Annotated in this window: 21 protein-coding genes; 7 read left to right on the forward strand and 14 right to left on the reverse strand. The window is 68.2% G+C overall.

The genetic code is table 11. From position 1 onward, the window contains the following. Positions 1-89 precede the first annotated feature (89 nt). From JCM7685_RS10730 to JCM7685_RS10745, 4 genes are read right to left on the reverse strand one after another with little or no spacing between them, the layout of a single operon-like run. Positions 90-2,408, reverse strand: a complete 2,319-nt coding sequence (locus JCM7685_RS10730) for an aldehyde dehydrogenase family protein (protein ID WP_074966357.1) — start codon at positions 2,406-2,408, stop codon at positions 90-92. Positions 2,409-2,410: 2 nt separating this feature from the next. Continuing rightward, positions 2,411-3,355, reverse strand: coding sequence for a deoxyribose-phosphate aldolase (deoC, locus tag JCM7685_RS10735; RefSeq protein WP_074966358.1), 945 nt, complete (start codon positions 3,353-3,355; stop codon positions 2,411-2,413). A gap of 1 nt (position 3,356) precedes the next feature. Further along, positions 3,357-4,016, reverse strand: coding sequence for a DUF1523 family protein (locus JCM7685_RS10740; RefSeq protein WP_074966359.1), 660 nt, complete (start codon positions 4,014-4,016; stop codon positions 3,357-3,359). A gap of 10 nt (positions 4,017-4,026) precedes the next feature. Next, on the reverse strand, positions 4,027-4,308 hold the full coding sequence (locus JCM7685_RS10745) for a hypothetical protein (protein WP_074966394.1): 282 nt from the start codon (positions 4,306-4,308) through the stop codon (positions 4,027-4,029). Between the two features lie 106 nt (positions 4,309-4,414). On the opposite strand from JCM7685_RS10745, the gene JCM7685_RS10750 reads away from it, so the two are divergent. The 5 genes from JCM7685_RS10750 to JCM7685_RS10770 all read left to right on the forward strand — a co-directional run bounded on the left by JCM7685_RS10750 (position 4,415) and on the right by JCM7685_RS10770 (position 9,927). After that, positions 4,415-5,707, forward strand: a complete 1,293-nt coding sequence (locus tag JCM7685_RS10750; protein WP_074966360.1) for an acetylornithine deacetylase/succinyl-diaminopimelate desuccinylase family protein — start codon at positions 4,415-4,417, stop codon at positions 5,705-5,707. Positions 5,708-5,729: 22 nt separating this feature from the next. Then, positions 5,730-6,023: an FtsB family cell division protein gene (locus JCM7685_RS10755; protein WP_074966361.1), complete on the forward strand. Its 294-nt coding sequence runs from the start codon at positions 5,730-5,732 to the stop codon at positions 6,021-6,023. A gap of 190 nt (positions 6,024-6,213) precedes the next feature. Beyond that, positions 6,214-7,224, forward strand: coding sequence for a pyruvate dehydrogenase (acetyl-transferring) E1 component subunit alpha (gene pdhA, locus JCM7685_RS10760; RefSeq protein ID WP_074966362.1), 1,011 nt, complete (start codon positions 6,214-6,216; stop codon positions 7,222-7,224). Between the two features lie 12 nt (positions 7,225-7,236). After that, entirely contained in the window at positions 7,237-8,607 is a 1,371-nt protein-coding gene (locus JCM7685_RS10765) for a pyruvate dehydrogenase complex E1 component subunit beta (protein ID WP_074966363.1), read from the forward strand. 12 nt (positions 8,608-8,619) lie between these two features. Then, on the forward strand, positions 8,620-9,927 hold the full coding sequence (locus JCM7685_RS10770) for a pyruvate dehydrogenase complex dihydrolipoamide acetyltransferase (RefSeq protein WP_074966364.1): 1,308 nt from the start codon (positions 8,620-8,622) through the stop codon (positions 9,925-9,927). A 165-nt stretch (positions 9,928-10,092) separates the two neighbouring features. Here the strand turns inward: JCM7685_RS10770 and JCM7685_RS10775 are convergent, their stop codons facing one another. The 3 genes from JCM7685_RS10775 to JCM7685_RS10785 form a co-directional block, all read right to left on the reverse strand. After that, entirely contained in the window at positions 10,093-13,161 is a 3,069-nt protein-coding gene (locus JCM7685_RS10775) for an efflux RND transporter permease subunit (RefSeq protein WP_074966365.1), read from the reverse strand. Then, positions 13,158-14,330, reverse strand: coding sequence for an efflux RND transporter periplasmic adaptor subunit (locus JCM7685_RS10780; protein WP_074966366.1), 1,173 nt, complete (start codon positions 14,328-14,330; stop codon positions 13,158-13,160). The genes JCM7685_RS10775 and JCM7685_RS10780 overlap by 4 nt, the downstream gene beginning before the upstream one ends. Before the next feature lie 70 nt (positions 14,331-14,400). Continuing rightward, positions 14,401-15,183, reverse strand: a complete 783-nt coding sequence (locus JCM7685_RS10785; protein WP_074966367.1) for a division plane positioning ATPase MipZ — start codon at positions 15,181-15,183, stop codon at positions 14,401-14,403. Positions 15,184-15,443: 260 nt separating this feature from the next. Here JCM7685_RS10785 and JCM7685_RS10790 point away from each other — a divergent pair, with 260 nt between their 5' ends. Both JCM7685_RS10790 and JCM7685_RS10795 read left to right on the forward strand, forming a co-directional pair. After that, entirely contained in the window at positions 15,444-15,668 is a 225-nt protein-coding gene (locus JCM7685_RS10790; RefSeq protein WP_074966368.1) for a hypothetical protein, read from the forward strand. After that, on the forward strand, positions 15,665-15,871 hold the full coding sequence (locus JCM7685_RS10795; RefSeq protein ID WP_074966369.1) for a hypothetical protein: 207 nt from the start codon (positions 15,665-15,667) through the stop codon (positions 15,869-15,871). Before JCM7685_RS10790 ends, JCM7685_RS10795 begins: the two co-directional genes overlap by 4 nt. Positions 15,872-15,985: 114 nt before the next feature. Here JCM7685_RS10795 and rpmE read toward each other — a convergent pair whose 3' ends face one another. The 7 genes from rpmE to JCM7685_RS10830 form a co-directional block, all read right to left on the reverse strand. Further along, complete coding sequence (gene rpmE, locus JCM7685_RS10800; protein WP_074966370.1) at positions 15,986-16,207, reverse strand: 50S ribosomal protein L31; 222 nt, start codon at positions 16,205-16,207, stop codon at positions 15,986-15,988. An 11-nt stretch (positions 16,208-16,218) separates the two neighbouring features. After that, a complete protein-coding gene (gene rplS / locus JCM7685_RS10805) occupies positions 16,219-16,599 on the reverse strand; it encodes a 50S ribosomal protein L19 (protein ID WP_074966371.1) in 381 nt (126 codons plus the stop codon). Beyond that, positions 16,596-17,471, reverse strand: a complete 876-nt coding sequence (gene trmD / locus JCM7685_RS10810) for a tRNA (guanosine(37)-N1)-methyltransferase TrmD (RefSeq protein ID WP_074966372.1) — start codon at positions 17,469-17,471, stop codon at positions 16,596-16,598. The genes rplS and trmD overlap by 4 nt, the downstream gene beginning before the upstream one ends. Next, on the reverse strand, positions 17,468-17,974 hold the full coding sequence (rimM, locus tag JCM7685_RS10815; protein WP_074966373.1) for a ribosome maturation factor RimM: 507 nt from the start codon (positions 17,972-17,974) through the stop codon (positions 17,468-17,470). Before rimM ends, trmD begins: the two co-directional genes overlap by 4 nt. 3 nt (positions 17,975-17,977) lie before the next feature. Further along, entirely contained in the window at positions 17,978-18,352 is a 375-nt protein-coding gene (rpsP, locus tag JCM7685_RS10820) for a 30S ribosomal protein S16 (RefSeq protein WP_074966374.1), read from the reverse strand. 46 nt (positions 18,353-18,398) lie between these two features. Next, on the reverse strand, positions 18,399-18,695 hold the full coding sequence (locus JCM7685_RS10825; RefSeq protein ID WP_074966375.1) for a chorismate mutase: 297 nt from the start codon (positions 18,693-18,695) through the stop codon (positions 18,399-18,401). Between the two features lie 76 nt (positions 18,696-18,771). Further along, a complete protein-coding gene (locus JCM7685_RS10830; protein WP_074966376.1) occupies positions 18,772-19,344 on the reverse strand; it encodes a GNAT family N-acetyltransferase in 573 nt (190 codons plus the stop codon). Position 19,345 lies beyond the last annotated feature (1 nt).

The following is a 19,345-nucleotide window of genomic DNA, read 5'->3' on the forward strand; positions in this document are numbered from 1 at the left end:
CCAGCGACGGGATCCCAACGCAGCCGTGACCGCCCCAGGAGGGTCCGAACCTCAGAGGGACGATGGTGCAAAGCAATCCCACACCGCCCTCAATAAGCGGCGCTGCCGGTCCCTGCGGGAAGCGCGCCATAAGGCAGCCAGATCGTCTTGATCCTGCTCGCCGCGCGCAGGAATTCGCGGCCCTGCGCGGCCGGATCGCTCCAGTCGCGCGGCGGCGGCACCCAGACCGGGATCAGCGTCGCGGCCGCCGCGGCCCGGGTCGCGGCCAGCCCCTCGCCCTGCCCGGCATGCCAGATCGCCGAGACGCCGTCATGCCCGGCAAGCGCCGCCGACAGCGCATCGCGCGGGCCGGTGACGATATTGACCACGCCGCCCGGCACGTCCGAACAGGCCAGCACCTGCGCCAGGGTCAGGGCCGCCATCGGCAGGTCCTGCGAGGGCACCGCCACCACGGAATTGCCCATGGCGATGGCCGGCAGCACCAGCGACAGGAACCCCGCCAGCGGCGCCGCGACCGGGGCGACCAGCCCCATCACGCCATGCGGCTCGGGCTGGACATGGCACAGGTGGCCGGGCTTGGCCGCGACCGTGGCGCCGTCGTATTTATCGGCGAAGCCGGCGTAGAAGAAGCAGCGGCGGATGGCGGCATCGACCTCGGCCGGGCTGGCGAAGCCGGCGAATTCGGCCCGGCGCTGCGCCAGGTTCTCGGCCAGGAAATACAGCACCTGCGCCCGGCCATGCCCGCCCAGACCCTGCCATTTCGCCAAGCTGCCCTGCGCCGCCTCGACGGCATTGCGGATGTCCTTGCGGTTGCCCAACGGAATCAGCTCCCCTTCGGCGGCATAGCTTGCACCGCCGTCGGGCCGCTTCTGCGCGCCGCCGATATAGAGCTTGACGGTGCGATCTATCCCCGAAGCCTCGGCCGGCACGATCTCGGCTGGCAGCGGGTCGCGCTGTGCCGCGACGGGCGCGGCAAGATAGTCCAGCATGCCCTCGCGCCCGCCCTCGCGGCCATAGCCCGAATCGCGCATGCCGCCGAACGGCACCGCCGCGTCGAAGAGGTTGGCGCAATTCACCCAGACCACGCCGGCCTTGATCCGCGCCGCGAGGTCGGTCGCCACCGCCGCATTCTCGGACCAGACCGAGGCCGCCAGACCGTAGCGGGTGTTGTTGGCCAGATCCGCCGCCTCGTCCGGGGTGCGGAAGGTGGAAAGCGTGGCGATGGGGCCGAAGATCTCCTCGATCATGCCCGGATTGGCCGGCGCGATGTTGCGCAGATAGCCCGGCGCGATGAAACAGCCCCTGCCGGGCAGGCCGCCGACCAGTTCCGCCCCGGCGCTGACCGCCGCGCCGAGAATGCTGAGGATGCGTTCCTTCTGCACCGGATCGACGAGGGCGCCGATGTCGGTGGACTTGTCCAGCGGCGGGCCGACGCGCAGCCGCGCCATCCGGGCGCGCAGCAAGGTCTCGAAACGCTCGGCGACCGATTCCGCGACCAGGATGCGCGAACCGGCGCAGCAGACCTGGCCCTGGTTGAACCAGACCCCATCGACCACGCCCTCGACCGCGGCGTCCAGATCGGCATCCGCCATGACCACGAAGGGCGACTTGCCGCCCAGTTCCAGCGTCAGCGCCTTGCCCGAGCCGGCGCAGGCGCGGGCGATCTGGCGCCCGACCTCGGTCGAGCCGGTGAAGGCCAGCTTGTCGACCGGGGCCGCCACCAGCGCCTCGCCGGTGTCGCCGTCGCCGGTGACGATATTGACCACGCCCGCCGGCAGGCCGACATGGGCGCAGATATCGGCAAAGGCCAGCGCGGTCAGCGGCGTGTATTCGGCAGGCTTCAGCACCACCGTATTGCCGGCCGCCAGCGCCGGCGCCACCTTCCAGGCCAGCATCAGCAGCGGGAAATTCCACGGGATGATCTGGCCGCAGACGCCCAGGGCGCGGTGGCCGGGAAACTCGCTCTCGGCCAGTTCGGCCCAGCCGGCGTGGTGGTAGAAATGCCGCACCACCAGCGGCAGGTCGATGTCGCGGCCTTCGCGGATCGGCTTGCCGTTGTCGAGCGTTTCCAGCACCGCCAGGAATCGCTCGCGCTTCTGGATCGTGCGGGCGATGGCGTAAAGGAAGCGCGCCCGGTCGTGGCCGGGCATGGCGCCCCAACCGCGCTGCGCCCGGCGCGCGGCGCGCACGGCCTTCGCCACGTCCCGCGCGGTGCCCTGCGTGACCTGCGCCAGTTCCTCGCCGGTCGAGGGGTCGCGGCTGGCAAAGGTCTGGCCCGGCCTGGTGAAGCGGCCGGCGATGAAATGGCCGAAGGCGCCGCGGTCGCGCAGCCAGTCACGGACGGCGGCCGAATCCTCGGGCGCGGGGCCGTATTCCATGCTTTCCATGATCTCTGTCACCTTCGGCATGTTCACCCCGCAGCCAGCCGGTGGGCGCTGGCATAGCGCCCGGTCACGAAATGCGAGATCTGCCGCTCGATATCGCCCAGAAGCGAGCTGGCGCCGATGCGGAACAGGTCTGGGCGCAGCCAGTCGCGACCCAGTTCCTCGGCCATCAGCACCTGCCAGTTCAGCGCGTCCTTGGCGGTCTTCAGTCCCCCCGCCGGCTTGAACCCCACGGCAAAGCCGGTGCGGTCGCGATAGTCGCGGATCGCGCGCAGCATGACCAGAGACATCGGCAGCGTGGCGTTCACCGGCTCTTTCCCGGTCGAGGTTTTGATGAAATCCGCCCCCGCCTGCATGGCGACATGGCTTGCGCGCGCGACATTGGTCAGGGTCTTCAGCTCTCCCGTCGCCAGGATCGCCTTCATCAGCGCCGGGCCGCAAGCCTCGCGCATGGCGCAAATCTCGTCGTAAAGCGCCGCCCATTCGCCGCGCAGCGCATGGGCGCGGGAAATCACGATGTCGATCTCATCGGCGCCCTGGTCCAGCGCATAGCGGATCTCGGCCAGCCGCAGGTCCAAGGGCATCAGCCCGGCCGGAAAGCCGGTCGCGACCGAGGCCACCGGCACGCCCGTGCCCTCCAGCGCCCGCTTGGCGGCCGCCACCATGGTGGGATAGACGCAGACCGCGCCGGTGGTCAGCTGCTCGACCCCCATCAGCGCCAGGTCGCCGGCATCGACCGGCTGGCGCGCCTTGGCGCAAAGCCGGGCCACGCGGTCGGGGGTGTCGTCGCCCGCGAGCGTGGTCAGGTCGATGCAGCGCACCGCATTCAGAAGCCAGGCGGCCTGCCATTCCTTCTTGAGGCTGCGGCGCCCCGGCAGGCTGGCGGCGCGCCGCTCGGCCGCGGGGGTGTTGACGGTGACGCCCTCGAACCAGTCGAGGCGGAAGTCGGTGCCTGGGTTCCTGGTCGGCATCTCAGCGACCCTTGAGCCCGTTCCACCAGCGCCGCATCCGCCCCTGCGCACGGTCGCGGGCGGCATCGGCGCGGGCGTCGAGCCGGTCCCAGGCCTGGTCGGCGGACCGCACGGCCGGGTCGATGGTGCGCTCGCGGAACTGGTTCCACATGCGCCAGATTAGGAACAGCAGCCCGCCCAGCAGCAGCAGGATGATCTGCGCCGGCCAGTTGAAGGGCTTCACGCCCGGCCCCGCCACCGGCTTGATCGAGATCGCGTTGGGATAGACCGACAGCCAGGCCACCCGCCAGCCGTATGAGGTCACGCTGACCCATTCCGGATTGGCCGAGGTCGAGCGCAGGTCGGTCGCCTGGGCATGCAGGTTCGAGCTGTCGTATTTGAAATAGGGCGGCCAGATCCAGCCGGTATCCTCGTTGCGATAGACATAGGGCTTGCCGTTCGGCCGCACCGTGTCGATGAAACGCACGTCGCGCTGGCCTGCCGCGTTCTGCACCGTGCCGGTATCGGGCGAGGCATAGAAGATGCGGTTCGCGCCGATGTCGGTCAGCCGGTTGTAGGTATTGGTGATGCGCACCGTCTGCTTCGAGGGCAGCGCGTAATCCAGGAACAGAAAGACCACGATCCCGAAGATCACCCCAAGAACGGTCAGGAACCAGCGCATCGGCGCCCCCTCAGTTGTAATTCACGATGACCACGATCGCGACGAAGGCGACCAGCGGCAGGACCAGCACCAGAAGCGCCAGCCGCGCCCGCAGCGTCCGGCTGAAGCCGATCATGGAACGCCGCACGAACTCGCGCCGTTCCGGGCTGGCGCCCGCCCGCTCGGGATGCCGGCGATCCCACTCCTTTTCAAGCGCCTCGCGGCGCAGGCTGCGGATATAGATCGAGATCAGGGCGTAAAAGATCAGCTCGACAACCAGCACCATGCCGATCAGGCGAAGAAAGGCGATCATCGGGCAAGGCTTTCGCTGCGGCTCATGGCCCGCATGGAAGGCCGGCACGGCGCGCATGTCAATGACCCCATTGCGACGCGGCCGGGCGCGGCCTAGCCTGCGGGCCATGGACCCGCTTCGCTTGGAAATCGAGAGCCGCCGCGACGATCTGATCCGCCTGACCCAGGATCTGATCCGCATCCCGACGCTGAACCCTCCGGGCCGGCACTATCTCGACATCTGCGAATACCTGCGCGCGCGGCTGGCGCCGCAGGGCTGGGACTGCGCGCTGGTCCGCGCCAAGGGCAGCCCCGGCGACAGCGAGCCCTTTCCGCGCTGGAACCTGGTCGCCCGCCACCACGGCGCCACCCCCGGCGCCTGCGTGCATTTCAACAGCCACCACGACGTGGTCGAGGTCGGCCACGGCTGGACCCGCGACCCGTTCGGCGCCGAAATCGACGGCGACCGCATCCATGGCCGCGGCGCCTGCGACATGAAGGGCGGCTTGGCCTCCAGCATCATCGCGGCCGAGGCCTTCGTCGCGCTCTATCCCGACCACCCCGGCCAGATCGAGATCAGCGCCACCGCCGACGAGGAAACCGGCGGCTATGGCGGCGTCGCCTACCTGGCCGAGCACGGCGCCTTTGCCCATGTCGACCACGTCATCATCCCCGAGCCGCTGCACAAGGACCGCATCTGCCTGGGCCATCGCGGCGTCTGGTGGGCCGAGATCGAGACGCATGGCCGCATCGCCCATGGCTCGATGCCCTTCCTGGGCGACAGCGCCATCCGCCACATGGGCGCCGTGCTCGAGGAAATGGAGCGCAGCCTGTTCCCGCTGCTGCTGACCCGGCACAGCGCGATGCCGGTGATCCCGCAGGGCGCCCGCAGCCCGACGCTGAACATCAACGCGATCCATGGCGGCGAGCCCGACCTCGGCCCGGATTTTACGGGCCTGCCGGCAGCCTGCGTCGCCGACCGCTGCCGCATCACCATCGACCGCCGCTTCCTGATCGAAGAGGACCTGGCCGAGGTCAAGCGCGAGGTCGCGGCGCTGCTCGACGGCATCAAGGCGCAACGGCCTGGATTTTCCTACGAGATCCGCGACCTGTTCGAGGTCGTCCCCAGCATGACCGACCGCGAGGCGCCCGTCGTGCGCTCGACCGCCGCCGCCATCCGGCGGGTGCTGGGCCGCGAGGCGGGCTATGTCGTCAGCCCCGGCACCTACGACCAGAAACACATCGACCGCATCGGCAAGCTCGGGAACTGCATCGCCTACGGGCCCGGGGTGCTGGACCTGGCGCATCAGCCCGACGAATGGATCGGCGTCCAGGACATGCTGGATTCGGCGCGGGTGATGGCGCTGGTCCTCGCCGACATCCTGTTGGGGGATTCCCCCGGCCCCGCGCCTGTGGCATGATCGCCCAAAAACGCGAGCACCCATGACCCAACGCCTGTCGATCAGCGCCATCATCTTCTTCGTCGTGATGATCCTCCTCGGGGTCTATTTCGCCTTCGCGGCGGTCCAGGGCCCCTCGGGCATCCTGCGCCGCGTGCAGTTGCAGGCCGAAACCCAGGACCTGATCGCCCAGCGCGACCGGCTGCAGGCCGAGGTCGACCGCATGCGCAACCTGACGCGCCGGCTGTCGGACGACTTCCTGGACCTCGACCTGCTGGACGAACGCGCCCGCGACGTGCTGGGACTGGTGCGCGCGGACGAGGTCATCATCCGCTGATCCCGCCGGCTTTTTTTCCGTTTTCCAAATACCCCTGCGACCGTGCCGCCGGGCGCCGCGCCGACTTCGGCACAAGCAGCTTTTCGCATCTGCCCTCTGGACGGATGCACGAGGCCGGTTTACTTCCCCCGAAAGCTTCGCCTAAATTAGTTTAACGCTGAACTATTCCTGCCCCGAGGAGGAGGCCCGCATGGTCAGAAAGCCCGCAGCCAAGGAAAGCACGTCCAACGTGTCCCGAGACGAGCTGCTCAAATATTACCGCGACATGTTGCTGATCCGCCGATTCGAGGAAAAGGCCGGCCAGCTCTACGGCATGGGCCTGATCGGTGGCTTCTGCCACCTCTACATCGGGCAAGAGGCCGTGGTGGTCGGCCTGGAAGCCGCCGCCAAGGAAGGCGACAAGCGCATCACCTCCTACCGCGACCACGGCCACATGCTGGCCTGCGGCATGGAAGCCCGCGGCGTGATGGCCGAACTGACCGGCCGCAGCGGCGGCTATTCCAAGGGCAAGGGCGGCTCGATGCACATGTTCAGCCGCGAGAAGCATTTCTACGGCGGCCACGGCATCGTCGCGGCGCAGGTGCCGCTGGGCGCGGGCCTCGCCTTCGCCGACAAATATCTCGGCAACGACAACGTGACCTTCGCCTATTTCGGCGACGGCGCCTCGAACCAGGGCCAGGTCTACGAGACCTACAACATGGCCGAACTCTGGGAGCTTCCGGTCATCTTCGTGATCGAGAACAACCAATACGCCATGGGCACCTCGATGAAGCGCTCGACCAAATCGACGACGCTCTTCGGGCGCGGCGAATCCTTCGGCATCGCGGGCGAGCAGGTCGACGGCATGGACGTGCTGGCGGTCAAGGCGGCGGGCGAAAAGGCCGTGGCGCATTGCCGCGCCGGCAAGGGCCCCTACATCCTGGAGGTGATGACCTACCGCTATCGCGGCCACTCGATGTCCGACCCGGCGAAATACCGCACGCGCGAGGAAGTGCAGAAGATGCGCGACGAACGCGACGCCATCGAACACGTCCGCGAACTGCTCCTGACCGGCAAGCATGCGAGCGAGGACGACCTCAAGGCCATCGACAAGGAAATCAAGGATATCGTGAACGACTCGGCCGAATTCGCCAAGGAAAGCCCGGAGCCCGCGCTGGACGAACTCTGGACCGATATCTACGCCGAAGAGCAAAGCGCCTGAGGGAGGGCAACCATGGCAACCGAAATCCTGATGCCCGCCCTGTCGCCGACCATGGAGGAAGGCACGCTGGCCAAATGGCTGGTCAAGGAAGGCGATACCGTCAAATCCGGCGACATCCTGGCCGAGATCGAAACCGACAAGGCCACGATGGAATTCGAGGCGGTCGATGAAGGCATCGTCGGCAAACTGCTGATCGCCGAAGGCACCCAGGGGGTCAAGGTAAACACCCCCATCGCCGTGCTGGTCGAGGAAGGCGAATCCGCCGATGCCGCGCCCGCCGCCACGGCCGCGCCGGCCCCTGCGGCCGAAGCCCCGGCGCCGGCCGCCGCACCCGCTCAGGCTGCGGCCCCTGCCCCGGCCCCGGCCGTGGACCAGTCGCCCGACTGGCCCGAAGGCACGCCGATGAAGACCATGACCGTGCGGGAAGCCCTGCGCGAGGCCATGGAAGAGGAAATGACCCGCGACGACACCGTCTTCCTGATGGGCGAGGAAGTCGGCGAGTATCAGGGCGCCTACAAGATCAGCCAGGGCCTGCTCGACAAGTTCGGTCCGCGCCGCATCGTCGACACTCCGATCTCGGAAATCGGCTTCGCCGGCATCGGCACCGGGGCGGCCCTGGCCGGGCTGCGTCCCATCGTCGAGTTCATGACCTTCAACTTCGCCATGCAGGCGATGGACCACATCATCAACTCGGCCGCCAAGACGCTCTACATGTCCGGCGGCCAGATGGGCGCGCCGATGGTGTTTCGCGGTCCGAACGGCGCCGCCGCCCGCGTCGCCGCCCAGCACAGCCAGGATTATGCCGCCTGGTTCGCCCAGGTCCCCGGCCTGAAAGTCGTCATGCCCTATTCGGCCGCCGACGCGAAGGGCCTGCTGAAACAGGCGATCCGCGACAACAACCCGGTCGTCTTCCTGGAAAACGAGATCCTCTACGGCCGCAGCTTCGAAGTGCCGGATCTGGAAGATTTCACCATCCCCTTCGGCAAGGCCAAGATCGTGCGCTCCGGCAAGGACGTCACGCTGATCAGCTTCGGCATCGGCATGACCCACGCGCTCGACGCGGCCGAGAAACTGGCCGGCGAGGGCATCGAGGCCGAGGTCATCGACCTGCGCACCCTGCGCCCGATCGACTATGCGACCGTGATCGCCTCGGTGCAGAAGACCAACCGCTGCGTGACGGTGGAAGAGGGCTTCCCGGTCTGCTCGATCGGCAACCACCTCTCGGCCTATATCATGGAAAACGCCTTCGATTACCTCGACGCGCCGGTGATCAACTGCACCGGCAAGGACGTGCCCATGCCCTATGCCGCCAACCTGGAAAAGCACGCGCTGATCACCTCCGACGAGGTGGTGGCGGCGGTCAAGAAAGTCACCTACCGTTAAGGAGCAAGCGAGATGCCGACAGAAATCCTGATGCCCGCGCTTTCTCCGACCATGGAGGAGGGCACGCTGGCCAAATGGCTGGTGAAGGAAGGCGACACGGTCAAATCCGGCGACATCCTGGCCGAGATCGAGACCGACAAGGCGACGATGGAATTCGAGGCCGTGGACGAAGGCACGGTGGGCAAGATCCTGATCGCCGAGGGCACGGCGGGCGTGAAGGTGAACACGCCCATCGCCGTCCTGCTGGAAGAGGGCGAGAGCGCCTCCGACATCGGCTCGGCCCCGGCGCCCAAGGCCGAAGCCGCAGCCGCAGCCGCACCGGCGAAAGCCGAGGCGGCCATGGCGGCTCCAGCACCGGCAGTCCCTGCCCCGGCGGCGCCGAAGGCGGCCGACGGCGGGCGGGTCTTCGCCTCGCCGCTGGCGCGCCGCATCGCGGCCGAAAAGGGCATCGACCTCGCCGCCGTGACCGGCTCGGGTCCGCATGGCCGCATCGTCAAGGCGGATGTCGAGGCCGCGAAACCGGGCGCAGCCAGGCCCGCCACCGCCGAGGCCCCGAAAGCCGCCGCTGCCCCGGCAGCGGCCGCACCCGCTGGTCCCTCGACGGAAACCGTGCTCAAGATCTATGCCGACCGCGAGACGACCGAGGTGGCCCTGGACGGCATGCGCCGCACCATCGCCGCCCGCCTGACCGAGGCCAAGCAGACCATCCCGCATTTCTACCTGCGCAAATCGGCCAAGCTGGATGAGCTGATGAAGTTCCGCGCCATGCTGAACAAGCAGCTGGAATCGCGCGGTGTGAAGCTGTCGGTCAACGACTTCATCATCAAGGCCTGCGCGCTGGCGCTGCAAGAGGTGCCGGATGCGAACGCGGTCTGGGCCGGCGACCGCATCCTGAAGCTCAAGCCCTCGGACGTGGCCGTCGCCGTCGCCATCGAAGGCGGCCTGTTCACCCCGGTGCTGAAGGACGCGCAGCAAAAGACGCTGTCGTCCCTCTCGACCGAGATGAAGGACCTCGCCAACCGCGCCAAGACCAAGAAGCTGGCCCCGCATGAATACCAGGGCGGCAGCTTCGCGATCTCGAACCTGGGCATGTTCGGCATCGAGAACTTCGACGCCGTCATCAACCCGCCGCATGGCGCGATCCTCGCCGTCGGCGCCGGCATCCAGACCCCCGTGGTCGAAAACGGCGAGATCGTGATCCGCAACGTCATGTCGATGACGCTCTCGGTCGATCACCGGGTCATCGACGGCGCCCTCGGCGCCCAGCTGCTCGACGCCATCGTCAAGCACCTGGAAAACCCGATGGGCATGCTGGCCTGATCCAGCCGCCACCGCCGGCCGACCCGGCCACCAAAACGCATGAGAGCCGGCAACCTGCCGGCTCTCGTCATTTCAGACCCGCGCGCCCAGTGCGGAGAGGCCCCGCTTCTTTTGTGCAGAAATATCCTGCGGGGGTTCGGGGGCGCAAAGCCCCCGGCAGCGGCCTCACTCGCCGGCCGGCTTCGGCGCCGAATTCAGGCCGATCCGCCGCACCAGCCAGCGCCCGATCCGCACCTGCCCGCCGTGCACCACCGAAAACAGCGAGGGCACGAAAAGCAGCGACAACAGCGTCGACAGCAGCAGCCCGCCGATCACCGCGATGGCCATGGGGGCGCTGAACTCGGCCCCTTCGCCGGTGCCGATGGCCGAGGGCACCATCCCCGCCGTCATGGCGATGGTGGTCATCACGATGGGCCGCGCCCGCTTGTGCACCGCATCCAGGATCGCCGCGCGCTTCTCGATGCCGCGGTCGATGGCGGTGACCGCGAATTCGACTAGCATGATCGCGTTCTTGGTCACAATCCCCATCAGCATCAGGAAACCGATCACCACCGACATGCTGATCGAATTGCCGGTCAGGAACAGCGCCAGGATCGCGCCGCCGATGGCCAGCGGCAGCGACATCAGGATCGAGACCGGGGTGACGAAATTGTGGAACAGCAGCACCAGCACCACATAGGTCAGCACCACGCCCGAAATCATCGCGACGGTGAAGGCCTGGAACACCTCGGCCATGATCTCGGCGTCGCCCGAGGGCTTGATCTCGGTCCCCGCCGGCAGCTCGATCCCCTGCTGCAGCCCCGCGACCTTGGCGTTCACCGGGCCCAGCAGGGCGCCACCGGCCAGGTTACCCGAGACCGTGGTCTGGTAGCGCCGGTCGTAGCGGCCGATCTCGGTCGCCCCGGCCGAGATCGAGACATCCGCCACCGCCTCCAGCGGCAGCTGCCCGGCCGAACTCGGCACCCGCAGGTTGCGCACCGTCATCAGGTCGCGCCGCGCGTCCTGGTCCAGCCGCACCATGATCGGCACCTGCTTGTCGCCGGTGTTGAACTTCGCAAGGTTCGATTCGGTGTCGCCCAGAGTCGCCACCCGCAAGGTGGTCGCCAGCGCGCTGGCGGTGACGCCCAGCTGCGCCGCGACCTCGGGGCGGGGATGGATCTGGATCTCGGGCCGCTGCAGGCTGGCCGAAGAGCTGACCCCCTCCAGTTCCGGCAGGGTCTTCATCGCCGCCATCAGCCGCTCGGCCGCCTCGGCCGCGCCGTCCTCGCTGTCGCCCAGGACCGAGATCGACAGGTCCGCGTTGCCTTCCTCGTTCTGGAAATCGATCCGCAGGTCGGGTATCTGCGCCAGGTCGCGCTTCAGCTCGTCCTCGATGACGAAACTCGAACGCTCGCGTTCATGCTTGGGGCCATAGTTCACCATCAGCTTGGCCTTGGCCACGTCGTCCTCGCCGCCGTTGACAAAGACCGAGCGCACCTCGGGCACCGCCCGGATGCGTTCCGACACCATCCGGGAGGCGGCCTCGGTCTCGCGCGGGGTGGCGCCGGGCGGCAGCTCGATGGAAACCTGGCTGCGGCCCACGTCCTGCGCCGGGATGAACTCGGTCGGCAGCAGGGTCGCGGAAAAGATCGACAGCGCGAAGATGCCCAGACCCGCCAGCAGCGTCAGCCCGCGGTGGCGCAGGGTCCAGCCCAGCACCGCCATCAGCCCGCGCAACACCGGCCCGTCCCTTTCCTCGCGCAGGCGGGTGTTGTCGCGCAGCAGATAGGCGCCCAGCATCGGCGTGATCAGCCGCGCCACCAAGAGCGAGAACAGCACCGAGACCGCGACCGTCAGCCCGAACTGCTTGAAATACTGCCCCGGAATCCCGCCCATGAAGCTGACCGGGGCAAAGACCGCGACGATGGAAAAGCTGATCGCAATCACCGTCAGGCCGATCTCGTTCGCCGCCTCCATGCTGGCGTCATAGGCGGGCACGCCCATGTTGATATGCCGCACGATGTTCTCGATCTCGACGATGGCGTCGTCGACCAGGATGCCGGTGACCAGCGTGATGGCCAGCAGGCTGATGCCGTTCAGCGTGAAGCCCAGCATCTGCATGACGAAGAAGGTCGGGATGATCGACAAGGGCAGCGCCACGGCGGCGATCAGCGTCGCGCGCCAGTTCCTCAGGAACAGGAACACCACCACCACGGCCAGGGCCGCGCCCTCGTACAGCGTGTCCATGGTCGAATGATAGCTGTTCGAGGTATAGCTGGTCGCATCGTCGATCAGCTGGATGCGGGTGCCGGGATTGCGCTTTTCGATCTCGGCGATGCGGGCCTTGGCGCCGTCGCCGGCCTCGAGGTCGGATTCGCCGCTGGCGCGGAACACGCCGAAGGCCACCACCGGCTGACCGTCCAGCAGCGCGAACTTGCGTTCCTCGCTGGCGCCGTCGCGGACGCTGCCCAGCTGGTCCAGCCGCACCGTGCGCCCGCCCGCCGCGCCGCCGCCGATCAGGATCGGCGTCTCGGCCAGCCGCGCCACGTCCCCGGCCGAGCCGAGCGCACGGATCGAGTATTCCGTGCCCGCCAAGTCGCCGCGCCCGCCGCCCAGGTCGATGTTCTTGGCCCGCAGCTGCTCCGAGATCTCGGCCGCGGTCAGTCCGAAGGCCTGGATCCGGGCCGGGTCCAGCTCGACGTTGATCTGGCGGTCGGCGCCGCCGATGCGGGTGATCGAGGCCACGCCCTTGACGGTGGACAGGTCGCGCGCCACCACGTCGTCGACGAAATCCGACAGCTGCTCGATGCTCTTGCCCGGGTCGCTGACCGCATAGGTCAGGATCGCCATGCCCGAGACGTCGATGCGATGGATCAGCGGTTCGATGACGGATTCGGGCAGGTCGGCGCGGACATTGGCCACCGCGTCCTTGACGTCGTTCACCGCGCGGTCGGTATCGGTTTCCAGCTCGAACTCGACATAGATGCGGGCCGAGCTGTCCATCGCGGCCGAGGTGATGTGCCGCACCCCGGTGATCGAGGCGATGGAATCCTCGATGGGCTGGATCACCTGCCGCGTCAGCTCGCTGGGCGCGGCGCCGGGCTGGCCGACCACCACGCTGACCAGCGGCAGGTCGATGTTCGGCATCGCCGTGACCGCCAGCCGGCTGAAGCTGTAAAGCCCCACCATGACCAGCACCAGGAACAAGGCGATCGCCGGCACCGGTTGGCGTATGGACCAGGCCGAGAAGTTCATGGCGCCGTCCTGACCGGATCGCCGCTGCGGAAGAAGGCGCCGGCCTTGGCGACCACCTGCTCGCCCGCGCTCAGGCCCTCGACGATCTCGCGCCGGTCCTGCCAGATCAGCCCGGCGCGCACCGGACGGGTCTCGATCCGGCTGTCCTTGACCACCTGCACCCGCTCGCCCTTGTCGTCGGCCAGGATCGCAGACAGCGGCACCGTCAGCGCCTCGCGGGTCTCGGTCACGATCCAGCCGCTGGCAAAAAGCCCCAGGCGCAGCCGCGGGTCGGGGTCCAGCGCCACCCGGGCGGTGCCCAGCCGCGTCACCGGATCGACCGCGGCCGGTGCCAGCCGCAGCCGGCCTGCGACCGCGCCCACCCCGGCCACCTGCAGCTCGGCCGGATCGCCCGGCTTCAGCTGCGCCAGTGCGGTCTCGATGACGTCGGCGGCCAGCTCGATCTCGCCCGCCGCGATGATGGTGAACAGCGGATCGCCCCCGGTGCCCGATATGGCGCCGCGTTCCGCGGTGCGCGCGACGACCACGCCGTCGACCGGCGCCGCGATGCGGGCATAGCCGAGGTTCAGCTGCGCGATCCGGCGCGAGGCGTCGGCCTGGGCCAGCGCCGCCCGCGCCACCCCCAGCCCGTCCGAGGCCGAAGCCGCCGCCGCCCGCGCCGAAGCCTCGGAGGCCACCGCCTGGTCCAGAACCGCCTGGCTGGCATTGCCGCTGCGCCGCAGGCTGCGGGTGCGCTCCAGCGCCGAGGCCGCCTCGGTCAGCGTCGCTTCGGCGCTGGCGATCTGGCTTTCGGCCTGGCGCACGCCGGCCTCGGCGCGCTGATATTCGGCCTCGGCCTGGGCCAGCTGCGCCGACAGCGTATCCTGCGACAGTTCCGCCAGCAGGTCGCCCGCCTCGACCCGGTCGCCGACCTCGGCCGCGACGCTGATGATTTCGTAGCCGGCGACATTGGCATGGACCTGCACCGCCTGTCGCGCCACCAGCGAGCCCGAGACCGGCACCCGCGCCTCGATCCGCCGCCGCTCGGCCTTGGCCAGTGTCACCAGCGGCGCCTCGACGGGCGGCGCGGCCTGCGCGGCCTCGCCCGCCGTCTGGGCCATGGCCGGGACGGGCAGCGCCATGGCAAGGCCCAGCAAGGCCGCAAAGCTGATCCGGCGGACAGCCGTCATCACTTCCTCCTGAGGAAATCCGTCGCGCAGCATAGCGGCGCCCCGGGATGGCAACAATGGCGGCCTGGAATCAGAACGAGATCGTGACGCCGGGTAGCTTCAATTCGCCGATCAGCTCGCGCAACTCCTGGCGGGCGGCGATGTTGGACATGCTCAGCTGTTCGGTGCCGATGTCCTTGAGATCCAGCAGCGTCAACCCACGCGGGAACAGCTCGCGAAAGATCACCCGCTCGGAGAAACCGGGGGACACCCGGAAGCCGATGCGTTTCGACAGCATGGCCAGCGCGCCGCCGACCTTGCGCTTGTTGTGCATGGCCTGGGTTCCCAGGCGGTTGCGCAGCACCAGCCAGTCGATGGGCCCCGCCCCGGCCTGTCCGCGCAGCTGCCGCGCCGACCAGACCATCTCGGCATAGATCGACGGGCCCAGGATCTTGCCCTCGGGCGACAGCCGCGCCAGCAGGTCGAAATCGACGAAACTGTCGTTCATCGGCGTGATCAGCGTATCGGCCAGGGTATGGGCCATCTGGCTCAGCCGGGTATGCGAGCCGGGGCAGTCCAGCAGGATGAAGTCGCATTCGCGGTCCAGCGCCGCCACCGCCTCGGACAGCGGATCGGTGCCGGTTTCGGTTTCGGCGGCCAGTTGGCCCAGGATCGGGGTCGGCAGGTCCAGCCCCTCGCGCTGCGCGAAATGGGCGCGGTTTTCCAGATAGCGGCCGAAGCTGCGCTGGCGCACGTCCAAGTCCAGCGCGCCAACCCGGTGGCCCATCCGCGCCAGCGCGGTCGCGACATGCATCGAGGTCGTGGACTTGCCCGAACCGCCCTTCTCATTGCCGACGACGATGATATGCGCCACGAATCCCCCCGGGTCTGCCGCCCCGGACCATAGGCCGCGCCTTGGCCGATGAAAAGCGCCCCGCCGCGCCGAATCGTCCCGGCCCGCCGGGGTTTGCGAGCGTCGGCGCCCCGCATGAACGGGCACGCAACCTTTTGTTCCGTCTTCATTCTTTAATAACGATAGAGTCAGTCAAGATTTCTGTTGAAAAACGCGACTACTCATGTCGTTATATAAGGGCCGGACCAACCCGGCGGATCAGCCAAGGGAAGGAGCCCAGGATGCCTGCGCTGAACCATCTGTCGGCCTCTGCCGATCCCGCTTTCGCCCTGCCCCGCCATGCGGTCGGCCTGATCGACCGTCGCACCGGCAAGCCGCGCCGGATCTCGGCCATTCCGTTGCGCCTGATCGCCTGCGCACCGCTCGCGCCCACGCGCGACATGATGCCCGCCGCCCTTTGGGGGGTCGCGATCCACCGCCTAGACCACAAGGGAGCCCTGCTATGATCCGAGCCGTTTTCCCGACCCCCGTCCGCAGCTATGCCACCATCGCGCTGTCCGCCTATCGCAGCGTCCAGGGCCCGGTGCTGCGGGAATATCGCGACGGCCGCGTGATGATCGACACCGGCCTTGGCCCGATGACCGGCCGGCCGCTGAACCGGCCGCCGCGCGCGCCGGGCTGGATGCCGATCCTGGGCCTTGGCTACTGATCCCCCCGCTCGGCCCGCGATCCGGGCCGGGCATCGCCGGGACCCGCCCACCGTCCCCGGCAACGAAAAACGCCGCCCCTCGGGGCGGCGTTCGCATTGGCGCCAGGGCCGGGCTCAGAAGCCCAGGCCGGCGTATTTGTTCTTGAACTTCGACACGCGGCCGCCGGTGTCCATCAGCTTGGCCGAGCCGCCGGTCCAGGCGGGGTGCACGGTCGGGTCGATGTCCAGCGACATGGTGTCGCCTTCCTTGCCCCAGGTCGAGCGCAGCTGATAGGTGGTCCCGTCGGTCATCTTGACGGTGATGAAGTGATAGTCGGGATGGATCTCTGCTTTCATGGCGCGTCTCCTCAGGCCTTGGCGTCGGCTTTGGGCTTGTAGTTGCTGACTTCGGCGATGCGGGCGGATTTGCCGCGACGGTCGCGCAGGTAATACAGCTTGGCGCGGCGGACGCGGCCGCGGCGGACGACGGTGATCGAATCGACATTGGTCGAATACAGCGGGAAGACGCGCTCGACGCCTTCGCCGAACGAGATCTTGCGCACGGTGAACGAGGCGCCGATGCCGCCGCCCTTGCGCGAGATCACCACGCCTTCGTACATCTGCACGCGCGAGCGGGTGCCTTCGGTCACTTTATAGCCGACGCGGACGGTGTCGCCGGCCTTGAAATCGGGAATGTCCTTGCCGAGTTCGGCAATCTGCTCGGCTTCGAGCTGGGCGATCAGGTTCATCGCTTTGGTTCCTCTTGATGCTCGCGGTAGTTCCGCGATTGGTCTGATGCGCCCGAGAGCTGTCGGTCCTTTGCCGGGTCCATGCGGGTTTCCCCGTATGCCCGCCACAGGTCGGGGCGGCGTTCCTTGGTCAGCCTTTCGGCCATGTCGCGCCGCCATATGGCAATAGCCGCGTGATTTCCCGAAAGCAGAACCTCGGGTATCGCGCGGCCTTCCCACAGGGCGGGCTTCGTGTACTGCGGATGTTCAAGCAGGCCATCGGAAAAGGATTCCTCGGCCAGCGATTCCTGATTCCCCAGCACGCGCGGTATAAGCCGAACCGTCGCGTCGATCAAGACCTGAGCCGCCAGCTCGCCGCCGGTCAGGACGTAATCGCCGATGCTGATTTCCTCGACATCGTGGGCGTCCAGCACGCGCTGGTCCACGCCCTCGAACCGGCCGCAGATCAGGGTCATGCCGGGGCCGTTCGCCAGCTGGCGGGCGCGGTCCTGCGTGAAGGGCTTGCCGCGCGGCGAGAGATAGATCACCGGCAGGCCGGGGCCGGCCTCGCGCAGGGCGGCGTCCATCACGTCGGGGCGGATCACCATGCCGGCGCCGCCGCCGGCGGGCGTGTCGTCCACGTTGCGGTGCTTGCCGATGCCGAAGGGGCGCAAGTCGGTGGTGCGCAGGTTCCACAGCCCCTCGGCCAGCGCCCGACCCGTCAAGGAAAGCCCCAGAACCCCTGGAAAAGCCTCGGGGAAAAGCGTGATGACCTGTGCGGTCCAGGCGCCCCTGACCTGCGGTTCGGCCAACAGGTCGCGGGGCTGTCGGCTTTCGCGGATCGACAGCCGGCCGTGGGACTTCATCCCCGCAGAAACGTCCTCGCCGCTCATTCCTCGGTTTCCTCGGGCGGGTCGGCGATGATGCGGCCGGCGGCCAGGTCCACTGTCGGCACGAAGGCGCGGGTGAAGGGCAGCAGCAACGCCTGCTTGCGGCCGGGGCCGAAGATTTCCAGGATGTCGCCCGCGCCATGGTCGTAGATGGCGCGGACCTTGCCGATCAGCACGCCGCCGGCGTCATAGACGGAAAGTCCGATCAGATCGGTATGATAGAATTCGTCGTCGGGCAATGAGGGCAGACGCTCGCGGTCGACCCACAGCGTCGCGCCCTTCAGCGCCTCGGCATCCTCGCGTGTTTCGACGCCCGAAAGCCGGGCACCCAGGCCGCCAGTCACCGGCCGGGTCAGCCGGACGGTGAAGCTGCGCTTGCCATCCTCGGACCAGAGCGGACCATATGCGGCGACGTCGGAGGGTTCCGAGGTGAAGCTCTTCAGCCTCACCTCGCCCCGGACGCCAAAGGCGCCCGCGATCGCGCCGACACAGATCCGCTCGACCATGGATTATTCCGAAGCGGCTTCTTCGGCGGGGGCGTTGGCGGCGGCTTCGCGGGCGGCGCGCTTCTCGGCACGCTCTTTCGCGGCCTTGCCCGGCTCGCCCTTCTTCAGGTTCTTGCGCTCGGTCTTCGGCTTGGCGCCGGCGGCTTCCAGGAAGCGGGCGACGCGGTCGGTGGGCTGCGCACCCTGGCCCAGCCAGTATTGCACGCGTTCGACGTCCATCTTGATGCGGTCTTCCGAATCCTTCGGCAGCAGCGGGTTGTAGGTGCCCAGTTTCTCCAGGAAGCGGCCATCGCGCGGCATGCGCGAATCCGACGCGACGATGGCGTAATGCGGGCGTTTCTTCGAGCCGCCACGGGCCAGACGGATTTTCATTGCCATTGGTTTTCTCCTTTGAAATGGCGGGGTTGACGTGGGAAACCCCGCGTCAGGATTGGAAGGTCTCGTGATGCCTTATCACTTCGGCGATCACGAAATTAAGGAATTTGCGCGCGAATTCCGGGTCGAGGTCGGCCTCGCGCGCGAGGCGTTCCAGCCGCTCGATCTGGTTCGCCTCGCGGGCGGGATCGGACGGAGGAAGGTCGTGTTCGGCCTTGAGGCGGCCGACGTTCTGAGTGTGCTTGAAGCGCTCGGCCAGCGTATAGACCAGGATCGCGTCCAGACGGTCGATGCTGGCGCGATGCTCTTTCAAGAGAGCGGCGGCGCGGGTGGCGTCAGTCGTCACGCGAGACCTCCAGGCGTTCGATTGCACGAAAGGATGCCCTGCGCCGCGGGCACACGGGCGGAGCGGCGGGCGGCGCTCATGCGGAACCCTCCGGGGCGGTATCCGTCACCACCGGGTGGCGATAGATCAGCACCGGCTTGCCCATCACCACGGTTTCGCCTTCGACACGCGCGCCCATGCGGTCCGCGAGCCGGCGCGAGCGCAGATTGTCCGGCGCGACGAGAGAGATCAGCGCGTCCAGCCCCATCCGCGCCGCCTGCAGGCGCGCGGCGACGGCGGCCTCCTGCGCATAGCCCAGCCCCTCGAAGCCCTCGAAGACCTGCCAGCCCAGTTCGGGCGCCGGCCATTCCTCTTCGTGATAGTGGACGCCGCTGCGCCCCACGATGCGGCCGGTCGCGGCTTCCTCGATGGTCCAGTAACCATAGCCGCGCACCTGCCAGTGGCCGAAGACGTTCAGCATCTGCCGCCACGCCTCATGCCGCGTCATGGTCCCGCCGACGAACGCGGCGCGGGGCGAGGCCATGAAGCCGGCCACCGCGTCCAGATCCTGAAAGCGGGGCTCGCGCAGCACCAGCCGCCCGGTCCGCAGGATGGGAACCGTCGCGGCCTGCACATGGGCAGCAGCAGGGCGGGTTGCGGTCAGGGCCATC

The organism is Paracoccus aminovorans, from assembly GCF_900005615.1.
In the GTDB taxonomy this organism is placed as follows: Bacteria; Pseudomonadota; Alphaproteobacteria; order Rhodobacterales; family Rhodobacteraceae; genus Paracoccus; species Paracoccus aminovorans.

Excerpts from the sequence above, each read along its gene's own strand:
- JCM7685_RS10795 (WP_074966369.1), top strand. The coding sequence starts at position 15,665 with ATGATCCGAGCCGTTTTCCCGACCCCCGTCCGCAGCTATGCCACCATC.
- JCM7685_RS10790 (WP_074966368.1), top strand. The coding sequence starts at position 15,444 with ATGCCTGCGCTGAACCATCTGTCGGCCTCTGCCGATCCCGCTTTCGCC.
- rimM (WP_074966373.1), bottom strand. The coding sequence starts at position 17,974 with ATGGTCGAGCGGATCTGTGTCGGCGCGATCGCGGGCGCCTTTGGCGTC.
- JCM7685_RS10730 (WP_074966357.1), bottom strand. The coding sequence starts at position 2,408 with ATGCCGAAGGTGACAGAGATCATGGAAAGCATGGAATACGGCCCCGCG.
- JCM7685_RS10745 (WP_074966394.1), bottom strand. The coding sequence starts at position 4,308 with ATGATCGCCTTTCTTCGCCTGATCGGCATGGTGCTGGTTGTCGAGCTG.
- JCM7685_RS10780 (WP_074966366.1), bottom strand. The coding sequence starts at position 14,330 with ATGACGGCTGTCCGCCGGATCAGCTTTGCGGCCTTGCTGGGCCTTGCC.
- JCM7685_RS10770 (WP_074966364.1), top strand. The coding sequence starts at position 8,620 with ATGCCGACAGAAATCCTGATGCCCGCGCTTTCTCCGACCATGGAGGAG.
- JCM7685_RS10830 (WP_074966376.1), bottom strand. The coding sequence starts at position 19,344 with ATGGCCCTGACCGCAACCCGCCCTGCTGCTGCCCATGTGCAGGCCGCG.
- trmD (WP_074966372.1), bottom strand. The coding sequence starts at position 17,471 with ATGAGCGGCGAGGACGTTTCTGCGGGGATGAAGTCCCACGGCCGGCTG.
- rplS (WP_074966371.1), bottom strand. The coding sequence starts at position 16,599 with ATGAACCTGATCGCCCAGCTCGAAGCCGAGCAGATTGCCGAACTCGGC.
- JCM7685_RS10775 (WP_074966365.1), bottom strand. The coding sequence starts at position 13,161 with ATGAACTTCTCGGCCTGGTCCATACGCCAACCGGTGCCGGCGATCGCC.
- rpmE (WP_074966370.1), bottom strand. The coding sequence starts at position 16,207 with ATGAAAGCAGAGATCCATCCCGACTATCACTTCATCACCGTCAAGATG.
- JCM7685_RS10765 (WP_074966363.1), top strand. The coding sequence starts at position 7,237 with ATGGCAACCGAAATCCTGATGCCCGCCCTGTCGCCGACCATGGAGGAA.
- deoC (WP_074966358.1), bottom strand. The coding sequence starts at position 3,355 with ATGCCGACCAGGAACCCAGGCACCGACTTCCGCCTCGACTGGTTCGAG.
- pdhA (WP_074966362.1), top strand. The coding sequence starts at position 6,214 with ATGGTCAGAAAGCCCGCAGCCAAGGAAAGCACGTCCAACGTGTCCCGA.
- rpsP (WP_074966374.1), bottom strand. The coding sequence starts at position 18,352 with ATGGCAATGAAAATCCGTCTGGCCCGTGGCGGCTCGAAGAAACGCCCG.
- JCM7685_RS10750 (WP_074966360.1), top strand. The coding sequence starts at position 4,415 with ATGGACCCGCTTCGCTTGGAAATCGAGAGCCGCCGCGACGATCTGATC.
- JCM7685_RS10740 (WP_074966359.1), bottom strand. The coding sequence starts at position 4,016 with ATGCGCTGGTTCCTGACCGTTCTTGGGGTGATCTTCGGGATCGTGGTC.
- JCM7685_RS10755 (WP_074966361.1), top strand. The coding sequence starts at position 5,730 with ATGACCCAACGCCTGTCGATCAGCGCCATCATCTTCTTCGTCGTGATG.